General features: G+C 47.3%; 3 protein-coding genes. 2 read left to right on the top strand and 1 reads right to left on the bottom strand.

Annotated features, from left to right (window positions below):
• Positions 1–68 precede the first annotated feature (68 nt).
• Positions 69–1,745: an energy-dependent translational throttle protein EttA gene (ettA, locus tag ABIE26_RS19980; RefSeq protein WP_310145160.1), complete on the bottom strand. Its 1,677-nt coding sequence runs from the start codon at positions 1,743–1,745 to the stop codon at positions 69–71.
• Positions 1,746–2,281: 536 nt separating this feature from the next.
• Here ettA and ABIE26_RS19975 point away from each other — a divergent pair.
• Together ABIE26_RS19975 and ABIE26_RS19970 are read left to right on the top strand one after the other, a co-directional pair.
• Positions 2,282–13,651 carry a Calx-beta domain-containing protein gene (locus tag ABIE26_RS19975; RefSeq protein WP_310145159.1) on the top strand — a complete coding sequence of 3,790 codons (11,370 nt, stop codon included), beginning with the start codon at positions 2,282–2,284 and terminating at the stop codon, positions 13,649–13,651.
• A 12-nt stretch (positions 13,652–13,663) separates the two neighbouring features.
• Positions 13,664–14,554, top strand: coding sequence for a PorP/SprF family type IX secretion system membrane protein (locus tag ABIE26_RS19970; RefSeq protein WP_354376246.1), 891 nt, complete (start codon positions 13,664–13,666; stop codon positions 14,552–14,554).
• Positions 14,555–14,566 lie beyond the last annotated feature (12 nt).

The following is a 14,566-nucleotide window of genomic DNA, read 5'->3' as shown; positions in this document are numbered from 1 at the left end:
GAGCAGTTTTTCAATAAACTGCTCTTTTCATAAAGCAATATAGAAGATGAAGCCTGTTTAGATAAGCACTAAGCCAGTTTCTTATATTTAATCCGGTGCGGGGTTACATCGCCCAGTCTTTTCTTACGGTTTTCCTCGTAATCGCTGTAGTTCCCTTCAAAGAAGTAAACCTGCGATTCGCCTTCAAAGGCAAGGATGTGTGTACAGATACGGTCAAGGAACCAGCGGTCGTGACTGATCACTACGGCGCAACCGCCAAAGTTCTCTAATGCCTCTTCCAATGCACGCAGCGTGTTTACGTCGATATCGTTGGTAGGCTCATCCAGCAGCAGCACGTTGGCACCCTTTTTCAAAGTGATGGCCAGGTGTACCCGGTTGCGCTCTCCGCCCGAAAGGATACCCACTTTTTTCTGCTGATCGCCTCCGTTAAAATTGAATTTGGAAACGTAAGCCCTTCCGTTTACGGCCTTATTGCCCAGCTGGATATTGTCCAGCCCGTCGGTAATGTTCTCGTAAACAGTTTTTTCAGGGTTCAGGTCGTTGTGCATCTGGTCTACATAACCGAGGGCAACGGTCTCGCCAACGCGGAAAGTACCTGTATCAGCAGTTTCCTGGCCTGTAATTAAGCGGAACAAGGTGGTTTTACCTGCACCATTGGGCCCAATAATTCCTACAATACCTGCCGGAGGTAAGGAGAAGCTCAGGTTTTCGAACAGCAGTTTATCGCCATAAGCCTTGGTTACATTATTGGCTTCAATAACCACATTACCCAAACGCGGGCCTGCAGGAATAAACAGTTCCAGTTTGTCTTCTCTTTCCTTGGTATCTTCGGAAGCCAGTTTATCGTAGTTAGACAATCGCGCTTTAGACTTGGCGTGACGTGCTTTTGGCGCCATACGCACCCATTCCAGCTCACGTTCCAGGGTTTTCTGACGCTTGCTTTCTGTTTTTTCTTCCTGAGATAAACGTTTGGCTTTCTGGTCCAGCCATGAAGAGTAATTGCCTTTCCATGGAATACCTTCGCCACGGTCAAGCTCCAGGATCCATCCGGCCACATTGTCAAGGAAGTACCTGTCGTGGGTAACCGCAATAACAGTCCCTTTATAGTTTTGTAAAAACTGTTCCAGCCAGTCGATGCTTTCTGCATCTAAGTGGTTGGTAGGCTCATCCAGTAACAATACATCTGGTTCCTGCAACAGCAAACGGCACATCGCAACCCTGCGGCGCTCACCTCCTGAAAGTACGGCAATTTTGGTCTCAGGATCAGGACAGCGCAATGCATCCATCGCCCTTTCCAGTTTGGCATCCAGTTCCCAGGCATTAACCGCATCAATTTTGTCCTGCAGTTCGCCCTGACGGGCCATCAGTTTATCCATTTTGTCCGGGTCAGAATAGTTTTCTTCCAGGCCAAATGCTTCGTTAACTTCTTCGTATTCTTTAAGGATGGCAGTAATTTCGGCTACGCCTTCTTCTACAACCTCCCTTACGGTTTTATCATTGTCCAGCTCAGGTTCCTGTGCCAGGTAGCCAACGGTATAACCGGGCGAGAAAACCACTTCTCCCTGGAAGGATTTATCAAGGCCGGCTATAATTTTTAAAAGTGAGGATTTACCCGATCCGTTTAAACCGATCACGCCAATTTTGGCACCATAGAAAAAGGACAGGTAAATGTTTTTTAAAACTTGTTTTTGAGGTGGGTAAATCTTATTTACCCCAGCCATTGAGAATATGATCTTTTCGTCCATGAGGGCAAAGATAAGAAAGGTAAACTAATAGCTGAAGGGGATCATTAATATTACGTAATAGTAGAATATTATATCTTTTTTTTGCTTAAAACCAGTTAAATGTCATAATTAATAGTTTTTGTAATTATTTCTTTACATTTAGAAAATAATATTTCTTAATAAAGCTTGTAAATTGCAGGCAATAACCGTAGATAAATATTTCCGATATTTTGCTTACGGCCAAACAAATGCTTAAGTATTTCTGGATCTGATTACTACAAGCAGCGCTTATCTAAATTAATCCCTTATGAACGCCAACAAGATTGATCACCACCAAATGGTATGCCCTGTACAGGCCAGCCAGTTTCGAAGAAAAAAACCAGTCATCTTTCCTAAGATATAGCATCTAAGGCTTTGTAGAAACACGTATTTACAAAGCTATATCCAATCTATTAAAGGACAGCATTAGAAACCAATGCAGGCGGAACAATGACGCCCTGTCTGTGGCTTTCTGATCGCATCATGCCCCCATGTTTTCAACCTATTCCCTATATAAAATGAAAAGACTCCTTCTTTCCAGCATTCTTATGCTATTTGTAACCTGTACTTTTGCGGCCGACTACTATTGGGTTGGCGGTGCAGGTAACTGGACCGACCTCAACCATTGGGCATCCGTTTCGGGTGGCGTAGCCAATAAATCCATTGTGCCGGGTACCGGAGATGATGTTTATTTTGATGCCAATAGTGGTTTAGCCAACAACACTCTGGTTACTTTGCCAACCGGCGGCCATGCCTACTGTCGTAACATGTCCTGGAACGGTGTCACTGCCGCGGCCATATTCAGGAATACGGGCAGTTTCCAGTTACAGATCAACGGTAACCTTGAACTGGCAGCTCCGGTTCGATACGCCATTATGGCTCTCACTTTCACAGGGAACAGCAATGCTACTTTCCGTACAAATGGTGCAGCAAGGATTAATCAGGCAGGTTATTACAACTCTTTTGTGGTCAACAAACCTGGTGGGTCGCTCACCTTGCTAGATGAGATAAAAATTGATTTAGCGGTTCAATACCTTACGCTAACCGCAGGAACCTTAGACCTATCGGGGAATAGTCACTCTATCTCCAATTTTGTGGCAAATGGAACAGGTGTGAGAAACCTGAACATTACCAATTCGACCATTACAGTAGGTGCTACATGGGATACAAAGGGATCAAACATGACACTTACGGCTACAGGGTCTGCCATCTCTGCCGATATGTTTCACTCTGGCGGTCTTACGTTTGCAAAAGTGATTGCAACCCGGAACAATCCAGACATGGACATCTACGGCAACACCTTTGAGGAGCTCATACTATCTGCTGAGGCAGGACAGATTGGCACTCAAAGGATAGGAGCAAGTAATACCATAGGTCGTTTGGAATTTAAGGGGGGAGGCCGTATAGCTGGTGCTGGCAACGTGATTGGCACCCTGATACTGGCCCCAGGAAAGGGTTACATCTTTCATGGTAACAATACCATCAATACTTCAATACAGGCCAATACTGCAGATTGTGATGCCATGGGCGAACTAAGGGGCGCAGATGCAAATGCCAGACTCACTTTTGGAGCGGGTGCTACTGCCGATATACGAAACGTTTTGATTACCAGTCTTACAGCTGTAGGCGGTATAATCCCTATTGCAGTAGTTGGAGAAGACGGGGGTGGTAATACAGGTTTCAACTTCACGCCCAGGACGGGAGGCAATGCTACCCTGTACTGGGTAGGAGGCGAAGGCGAATGGAATGATAAGGCCCATTGGAGCGCCACAAGCGGCGGGCCAGGAGGGGCTTGTGTGCCCTTTACTACAGACAATGTCATATTCGATGCCAATAGTGGTTTTACCAGTGTGAGTAAAACGGTTATGGCAACCAGTACTATAAGATGCCATAACATGACCTGGACTAACGTGACCAATTCGCCGGTTTTAGATATCGGCGGATATACGATGGAAATCTGGGGCTCTATTGTGTTAGGTCCTACAGTTACGCTGGCCTCGGCAAACACTCAATATTTGAGGGGGATTTACCTGCTCAAAGGAACCGAGGCATCTACATTTACCGCTAATGGGGCCAGCCTGGGTAACCCTTTGTTCAATATTGAAAAAACAGGCGTAAATGGCGGGCTTACTATTCTTGATGACCTGACCTTTCCTGCCTGCAGCTTAAGATTGGCCAGCGGCAAACTGTTGATGCCGGGACGCAGCATAAACATTGCAGAAATCAGAAGTCAAACAACCAATGTACGTAGTACAGATTTCAGTAATGCCACCATCACGGTAAATGACTGGGCTAACGATTCAAGAAACTGCACCTTTGTCAACAACGCGGCTGGCTCATTTATTACCGCCAAGGTGTATTTTGTGGTAAACGGATTAACCTATCCAAAAGTTCACTGCAACACCGTTCTAAATGCCATTAACATCACAGGTACCTCCATCAGCGAACTGGTGTTTACCAATACCAGTTCTACTTCTTCAGTATTTGCATTGAGCGGTGCGGGTGGCAACACTATTGGTACACTCGATGTAAGATGCGGCGGGGTAACTTTTATGGGTAACAATACCATAACTAACCTATTGTTGAGCCCTTCACGCACTTACAATTTCCGCAACAGACAAACCATTAATGGGCTTTTCCGTTTCAATAATCCTGATTGTGAAGGTTTAGGAGAAATGAGGGGCTTCGAGGGTACCTCAGCAACCTTAAACTTTGGGCCTGCCTCTACACAAGATTTTAACAATGTGTATGTGCAGAACATGGCAGCTACGGGAGCTGGTGTACCTGTGTCGGTAGCTGGTGCAGATGCGGGTGGCAATACGGGCTTTGTCTTCACTTCTTCTGCTGGTGGCTCACGTTACTGGGTAGGTGGTTCGGGCGATTGGAATGACTCGTCGCACTGGAGTACTTCCAGCGGGGGAACAGGTGGTGCTTGTGTACCAACGGTAAGCAATGACGTGTTCTTTGACGCGAACAGCTTTACTACCGGCAGCAGCGCTGTGACCATCGCAGCAGGAAATGCTTATTGCCGAAACATGGATTGGACAGGCGCTGCCTATGCGCCAACATTTACCAAACCCGCCACCTTTACTTTGGAAATATGGGGTAATCTGGTGCTGAGCCCAGCTTTAAGCCCTAACATCAGGGTTGCTTTTATGGGACCAGCCAATGCCACCTTCACGCCTAACAATGCTACCCTTGGTACCTTTAGCATGGATATTATCAAACCTGGTAGTGGCTTAACTTTCCTCGGAGATTACAATAATACCAATGCTGTGTTGGTAATAAATAGTGGTACGCTTAACCTAAATGGTCGTACCATCGCGGTATCAGTGATTACCGACAATTCAAGCACGCAAGGAACGAGTCTTGACATCAGGAACGCCAACATTACTGCAAACTGGCAATATACTGGTAGCATTAAGTCATTGCAGGCTGCTGGTTCAAGTATAAAAGCAGGTATTTTCAGAGCTAATGGTGGGGTATACAATAAAGTAGATGTGCTCGCAGCAAGTTCCACCAATATTGGGATCCTCAACACTACCTTTACAGATCTTTTATTCAGTAATGCTTCTAACACCTCCCAGGCTTACATTGGTGCTAACAATACTATTGGCCGTTTGGAATATAGAGGCAGGGGTGCGATCAATGGTACAGGCAATGCCATCGAAACACTGATTTTTGCTCCGGGTAGGGTATATACTTTCCTGAGCGGTTCTACTACTACCATTACCAAAGACTGGTTTGGTAGTGGTACCCCATGTAACCTTACTGAGATCACAAGCTCAGCCGCTGGCGCCTTTACCGTTGCAAAAACGGCCGGTGAAGTTAATTTTGACTATGTGAGGTTGCGCAATATAACTGCCACGGGCGCTACCCCGTTTAAGGCACTGGAACATAGTGAAAACCTGGGCGGTAATACCAACTGGGACATTGCCCCGTACAACGGTTCAACGCCTATTGTAGGTCTTGGCCCAGATAAAATCCTCTGTGCAGGCGAGTTCCCTTATACCATTAAAACCGATGGTTTCTTTGCTTCTCCACTGGCCACTTATACCTGGGGCAATGGCAGCAGCAATCCAACTTTAGTTGTAGCTGCTCCTGGCACTTATACAGTAACCGTAAGCTACCCTGATGGCTGTACACGTACGGATGAAATTGTGATCACCCGAAGCGATGTGGTAATTGCACCGATCACTGGCACAGCCAATGTATGTACCGGCGCGGTAACAAACTTAAGCAGCGCCACTGCCGGTGGTGTTTGGAGCAGCAGCAACACCGCTGTGGCTACTGTAAGCACCAGTGGCGCGGTAACCGGAGTTGCAGCTGGTACGGCCGATATCATTTATACTGTAACCAATGGTAACGGTTGTACAGGAACCCTGCAACAAACCGTAACCGTAAATGCCACGCCAGCTGTGGCAACTACTGCAGGACCAAACTCGGTATTTGCAGGAGACAACATTACTTTAACCAACGCTACTATAGGTGGTGTTTGGAGCAGCAGTAATACTGCTGTAGCTACGGTAGATGCCAGTGGCCTCGTTACCGGTGTTGCCGCTGGAACAGTGAACATTATTTATACTGTTACCGGTACAGGTGGCTGCACCGCTGCCACTACAACAGCCCTTACGGTAGATGCCTTTGATCCGGCAAAACGGGTGTTGAGCATTACCAAAACTGCCGACGCTGCAGAACCTGCTACCCCTGGTGCGTTAGCCATTAGTTTACCGGCAGGTGTAAACGCCATAGAAAATATCACAGTTAGCTATACCGTTACAGGTACTGCTACTGCAGGCAGTGACTATACCGCTCTAACTGGAACTGCAACTATTGTAGCAGGTCAAAACAGTGTTGCTGTTCCTGTTGATTTAATCAACGATACACAGATAGAAAGCGCGGAAACCGTTATTGCAACTTTAACTGCCGGTACTTCCGCTAATTATACCTATACAATAGATGGCGCAGCAGCAAATGTTACTGTGCAGATTGCTGATGACGACGATGTTCCTGCTAACCGCTTGCTGAGCGCAACAGCTCAGCTCAATGCAAATGAGCCCGCGAATACAGGCACCTTTACCATTGCTTTGCCTAATGGTGTACAGGCACCGGAAGCTATTACTGTTGCCTATGCCATGAGCGGAACTGCCGCCAATGGTGTTGATTATGAAACATTGACTGGAACAACAATCATTCCGGCAGGTCAAAACAGTATCGTGATCAATGTGAAAGCCCTGGACGACCAGATCATCGAACAAACTAAAGATATTATATTAACAATAACAGGCGGTACAACTGCTACTGCCGGGAACTTTGGAGTGGATGGCGCCAATGCTGCGGCCACCTTGATCCAGACCGACAATGATTATACTGTGGCCACAAGGCAGCTTTCGGTAGCCAGTAATGGCAATGCTGCAGAGCCAGGTACCAACAGTAGTTTTACCATCAGCTTGCCAACAGGCTATGTAAGTTCCCTGCCAGTTACAGTTAGCTACACGCTTACAGGCACAGCTGCACATGGTGCGGACTATAACGCTCCCGCCACTACCATTACACTACCAGCTGGTCAAAACAGTATACAGGTTCCTGTAAACGTGATCAATGACGATTTGATTGAACAAACAGAAACGGTTATACTGACGGTTACCGGTGGTGTTGCCAGTCAGGGCGGAAGTACGGTTTTTACACTGTCGCCCAATGCGTCAGCTTCCAATGCAAGTCTCAATATTACCGACGAAGACAACACCCCGGGCAACAGGACGTTGACAGTGACTGCGCAGAATGGTGCAGAACCTGTTACAAACGGTTCGTTTACGGTGAGCCTGCCTTCAGGCCTGCTTGCATCAGAAGACATATCCGTTACCTACACAGTGGGAGGGACGGCCACACCGGGAAGTGATTACGTGGCAATAGCCGGATCTATCATCATTCCTGCAGGTCAGAACAGTGTGCAGGTGCCGGTGACGATTGTAGACAACGGTGTGATAGAGGCCACAGAAACAGTAGTTCTAACCGTTGCGGGTGGCACATCCGCAAACTTTAGCTACACACAGGCAGCAATTAGCAGCGCGACTGCCAATATTACGGACGATGACGCTGCCGGCAACAGCACGCTTGTATTGCTTACAAAAGTTTCTGATGCCATTGAAGGTGGTACGAACGGTCAGTACAGGATATCATTGCCTCCGGGTGTTACCAGTGCGGAAGATATAACAATCAGCTTTACCAATACTGGTACCGCAATACGTAATACTGATTATACACTGCCTGGTGTTACCGGTGGAAACATTACTATCCCTGCCGGTGCCAATGCGGTGAACATTGATGTGAATGCAGCTAACGATGGCCTCATTGAAGGTCCTGAAGCTATGATACTGAACCTGACAAGCGCTATTTCGGCATCTCAGTTGTACGCGATAGATCCGGCCGGAAACGGTGCGGTTGTTAACATTGTTGATGCCAATGCCGCCAGCAGTACGCCGCTGCAGGTCTTTACCAATTCAAACGCCGCCGAACCTTCAACCAATGGCTCATTCCTTGTAAAACTAGCCGGTGTGGCAACCTCTGCATGGCCGGTAACTGTAGGTTACCGTGTTTCGGGTACAGCTGTATCGGGCATCGATTATCAGGGCATCGGAACCGTTACCATCCCTGCAAATCAGAACAGCGTTACTGTTAACCTGAATGTTAAAGATGATCAAATCATTGAAACAGCAGAAACAGTGGTATTCACATTACTATCGGGTAGCGCTACCGATGGCGGAGGCAACGCCTTCATCTTTCCGCCGGACCTGGCAAACGACGATATCATGGTAAATCTTGCCGATAATGATGATTTGGCCGCCAACCAGATATTGAAGGTGGTAAAAACAACCGATGCGGCAGAACCTGGTGCCAATGGCAGTTTTACGGTAAGCCTGCCTGCAGGTTATACATCAAGTGCCAACCTTACGCTTAATTACAACATGAGTGGTAGCGCAACGCGTAACACGGATTACTCGATATTTACGATAACGCTTCCTGCATACTCCAACAGTGTGTCCCTTCCGGTTTCTGTGATTAACGACCAGATAGTTGAGGGTACGGAAACAGCTATCTTTAACCTTACAGGTGGTACAGATGGCAACTCATTCACTTATACAGCCGATCCGGCTGCATTGACCGCCGCCATGAACATAGCAGATGATGACAACACTGCGGTAAACAGGACACTGGCCGTAGTAGCTGTTGCCAATGCCACAGAAGGTGGGGCAGCCGGTAGCTTTACCATCAAACTGCCTGACGGTATTACTGCCACTACCCCGGTTAATGTTAACTATACTCTTGGCGGTACCGCTACAAGTGTTGCTGATTACGCTGCATTGACAGGAACGGCAACCATTGCCACTGGCCAGAACAGTACAACTGTAACAGTAACACCAGTAAACGATAACGTAATTGAACTCACTGAAACAGTAACACTAACCATTACTGGCGGTACAGGTACCGGCGGAACATACACCCCTGCAACCGGCAGCGAAACTGCTTCATTGAATATTGCTGATAATGATAATGTTGCAGGCAATAAGTCCCTAAAGGTTGTAAGGACTGCGCATGCCGCAGAACCGGGCAGCAACGGTGCCTTCAGCATCGGGTTTGAGGCAGCCAGCATTACATCATCTGAAGATATCACCGTAAATTATACAATTGCGGGTACTGCGACTAGTGGAACAGACTACACCGCCTTAAGTGGCACTGTAGTGCTCCCGGCAGGGCAAAGCAGCATCCCTGTAAGCGTACTGGTGAAGGATGATCAGTTAATAGAACCGATAAATGAAACGGTAATACTAACGCTGACAGGTGGTAATTCGGCCAGTTTTACCTTTGTTCCTTCTGCCAATGCAGCTTTGCGTTCAACAAGCTTAAATATCGTTGACGATGAAAATATCCCCGCGAACAGGGTGGTAACCCTTACAAAAACTGCTGATGCAGCAGAACCAGGGACCAATGGCAACGTCCGTTTCAGTCTGCCGCCAAATATCCTGTGTCAGGTTAACATCACTGTAAATGTTTTTCGTAGTGGTACTGCTGCCGGAGGTACTGACTATCTCAACTTTCCTGTTATAGTTATTCCGGCTGGTCAAAACTATGTGGATATACCGGTAAGCGTGGTTAACGACAATATAATTGAGCAAACTGAAACTGTGATTGTGGCTCCTTCAGGTATAAACACCGCGGGTTTAAGCCCTGGTTCAACCTTCACATTTGGTAGTGGGGCCGTTACAGTGAACATCACTGATGATGAAAATACACCAGCCAACCGCACAATAAGCCTCACAAACGCCCGCGACGGCGAAGAGGGGCTCCCTGCATCCACCGGCAGTTTCAGGTTTGATATCAACCTTCCCAGCGGCATAAGTACTTCCGAAGCAATTGCAGTTAATTATACAATAGGCGGTACAGCATTGAATGGGACGGACTATACAAGGATACCTACAGGCGCATTTACCGGTGCAGTAACGATCGGCGCAGGACAGAACGGCATAAGCCTGATTGGCAACCCGGTAGACGATCAGATCATAGAAGGCACAGAAAACGTAGTTATTACAATCACAAGCGTTACTTCCCCCAATTTTACCTATACTTTTGGTGCTCCTGCCGCGGCCACTATAGCAGACAACGACAATGCACCGGCTAATCTTGAACTGGCTGTTAACAAGACAGCCGATGCCGTTGAAGGTGGTGCCAATGGTGAATTTATCATCAGTCTGCCAGGTACAACTACCATAGCAACAGAAACCATTACTGTAAATTATACCTTGACTGGTACAGCAACTAATGGTACAGATTATACCGCTTTAACGGGTGCAGTAGTGATCCCGGCAGGGGATCATGAAGTAAAAATACCCGTAAGTGCAGCGCTTGACCAGATTATAGAAGGCCTTGAAACGGTAACCCTAACCCTTACAGGTGGCAGATCCGGCAGTTTCACTTTCACACCAAATGCAGCAAATGCAAATGCGACAGTGAATATTACAGATGCGGATAACATACCTGCAAACCTGGCCCTCAGCATCAGCAAACTAAACGATGCATCAGAGCCTTCCACCTCCGGGCGCATAACTTTTGCGCTGCCGGCAGGCATTACAGCTACACAAAACATTACGGTTAACTATACTGTGTCTGGTAGTGCCACGGCGGATGCAGATTATGCAGCCCTGCCGGGTACTGCAACAATTCTGGCAGGTAGAAACAGTGTAACAATACCTGTTTCTGTAATAGACGACCAGCTTATAGAACCTCTGGAAACCGTAACAATAACCCTCAGCGGAGGTAGCAGCCCGGCTAATGTTTATACCGGTGCAGGTACTGTGACCCTGAATATTTCAGATGATGAGAGTATACCTGCCAACCTGGTCCTGAGCATCAGCAAAGATACAGATGCCACCGAGCCGAATACACCGGGCGGCTTTATCATTGCGCTCCCTGAAAATGTGACATCCACGGAAGACATCACTGTAAGCTATGCCATAAGTGGTACAGCCACTGCCGGTGTTGATTACGATGAACTCAGTGGAACGGCAGTTATCCCGACTGGAAACAATAGTATAGCGATTCCGGTAACTGTTGCAGACGATCAGTTGATAGAAAGCAATGAAACCGTAATAGCCACTTTAACCAGCGGCAGCAGCACCAGTTTCAGCTTTACCGCTACCGGTAACGTCACGATAAATATTGCAGATGATGACATCAGCAACCCGGCCAATTTTGTTGTTACAGCCAGTGCCACAACAAACGCTGCCGAACCAGGCACAAATGGCAGCTTTGCCATTAGCCTGCCTGCGGGCATCTTGGCTCCTGAGGCTATAACACTGAACTATACCATGAGCGGTACAGCTACGGCCGGTGTGGATTACAGCCCGATAAGCGGTGCCATTACCATTCCGGCGGGCGAGAACAGTGTACTGGTTCCTGTTATAGTAAGCGATGACCAGATCATGGAAAATACAGAGACGGTTATACTAACCCTAAACGGAGGTACAAGCGCCAACTTTGCCTTTACAGGTACCGGCAGCGCCAGGCTTAACATTACAGATGACGAGAATGCAACGCTGAATAAAGTCCTGGCGATTAGTAAAACAGCCGATGCAGCAGAACCGGCAACAAATGGTGGTTTTAACATCAGTCTGCCTGCAGGCATTACCGCCACCGAAAACATTACCGTAAACTACACGGTAACCGGTACGGCTGCTGCAGGAACAGATTATACCCCATTAACGGGTACTGCAGTGATTATAGCCGGACAAAACGGCGTTAGCCTGCCGCTGACGGTAACTGATGATCAGCTTATAGAACAAACTGAAACGGTGATTGTAACATTGAACGGCGGCAGCAGCACCAGCTTTGCATTTACCGGCAACGGCAGCGCTACATTGAACATTACCGATGATGAAAATACAACGTTAAATAAAGTTTTGTTGATCAGTAAAACAGCAGATGCCGCCGAACCGGCAGCAAATGGGGGCTTTAATATAGGCTTGCCTGCTGGCATTACCGCTGCTGAGCAAATCACAGTAAACTATACAGTATCTGGCACGGCCACGGCAGGAACAGATTACGCGGCACTAACAGGTTCAGCTGTTATTCCAACCGGACAGAACGCGGTAGCCATTCCGGTAACTGTAATAAATGATAATGTGTATGAAACACCAGAAACGCTTACTTTAACGCTTAGCGGAGGAACATCAGCAAACTTTACTTTTACCGCATCAGGCAGCAGCGCTACAGCAACAGCCAGCATTACTGATGATGATAAGATGGACCAGGTGATTACCTTCACCGCTTTACCTGTTAAAACGTTTGGTGATCCGGCATTTACCCTCAGTGCTACCGGTGGTGCTTCAGGAAACCCTGTAGTTTTTACCAGCTCTAACCCTGCGGTAGCTATGGTTTCAGGAAATACCGTAACCATTATAGGGGTAGGTACTGCCAGCATCACCGCTTCGCAGGCGGGTAATGCTATTTATCATGCTGCTGCAAATGTGACACAGGTATTAACTGTTCTGGTGCCGCCTAATACTGCACCAACACTGGCAGCTATTGCCAACCAGCAGGCTTGTTTTGCCACTGCCACGCAAAATGTTACACTAAGTGGCATCACTGCAGGTACGGAAACAAACCAGACAATTACTTTAAGTGTAAGCAGTAACAATCCGGGCCTGTTTTCGGCGCTTTCAGTGACGCAGCTGGTGGGTGGCAATGCTGTCCTGAACTATACACTTAACAATAGTGCCGGCGGAACCGCATTGATTACCGTAACGGTTAAAGACAATGGTGGCACAGCAAACGGAGGAACCGATACCTTTAGCCGCAGCTTTACACTGGTGGCTTCGCCGCTCCCGCAACTGCTTATTGAAGCCAGCCCGGGAACAAGTGTAAGTAAGGGGCAAACACTGGACCTCAGGGCAAGTGGGGCCGCGGGTTATACCTGGGCAAATGCAGCCGGTATCATCAGCGGCCAGAATTCTGCTACACTTACTGTACGCCCTGCGCAAACCACCACCTATACAGTAACAGGTACCAGTGCTGCCGGATGTACCAGCACACAATCTATTACTATCACCGTAATTGAAGATTATAACCTGGTAGCCAATAACGTGCTTACCCCTAATGGCGATGGCAAGAACGATTTCTTTGTGATCCAGAACATTGACATGTATCCAAACAATGAGGTCCGCATATTTGACCGTGCCGGAAGGGCAATTTACAGCAAGAAAGGTTATAATAATGAATGGGATGGTACCATAAACGGTACACCGCTTCACGAAGAAACCTACTATTACATTATAGAACTGGGTAAGGGCGTGAAACCAAAAAGAGGGTTTATATCTATTGTTAGAAAATATTAATACATCGCGACAATGAAAACAATGAATAAGTATATTGTGGTGCTCTTTATAATTTTTCCTTTTGTAAAAAGCAATGCCCAGCTCAATCCAATGACTGCGGTATATTATCAGAACCAGTACCTGGCCAACCCTGCAATGGCAGGGTTGCAGCAGCAGCTTACTTTAAACGCCGGAATACGCCAGCAGTTCAGCACCATGCCGGGTGCGCCGTTTAGCCAGTTTGTAACGGCCGACTATGGCTTTGCCGGTAAGGCCGCATTGGGCCTTCAAGTCCATAATGATCGTGCGGGGCTGCTTAAACGTACCCGTGCGGCCGCCTCATTTGCCTATCATCTTCCCTTGGATGAGGCCAGCCGTCAACTTAGCTTTGGTCTATCTTTGTCATTCGCTGACGACGATATCAATGTTGCCGCTATGCGTGGCGACTATGACGATCTGGACGTATATGGGGTAAATATGCGTGATACGTATCTGGATGGGGATTTTGGGATAGCATACAGGACAGACAGGCTCCAGGTACAGGGTGCGCTAACCAATTTAAAGCGCCTGCTCAAAAAAGATACCTATCATGCTTCAGACCAGCCGATATTCTTCACGGCAGTTAGTTACCGCATACCTTTAAGTTTTGCAACGGCCGAACCTAAAGTTGTTTATCGCGGTGTAAACGGATATCGCAATTTACTGGATGCAGGAGTAAATTTTGAATTTAGTTCTCCTACTGTCAGCAAGGTAAACCTGCTTGCCCTTTACCATAGTGCTGGCAGCGCCACCTTTGGAATAGGTATTAACTGGAACAATAGGCTTGCAGTTAACGGTATGTATACCACTAATACATCACCATTACAGGGATACACCACCGGCGATTATGAACTCGGTATCAGTTATAGTATATTTAATAAATAAATTTTAAGATCA

It is taken from the genome of Pedobacter africanus (genome assembly GCF_040548825.1).
Lineage (GTDB): Bacteria > Bacteroidota > Bacteroidia > Sphingobacteriales > Sphingobacteriaceae > Pedobacter > Pedobacter africanus_A.
Note: the sequence above shows the minus strand (reverse complement) of the source record. Positions and strands in the feature narration are given on the sequence as shown.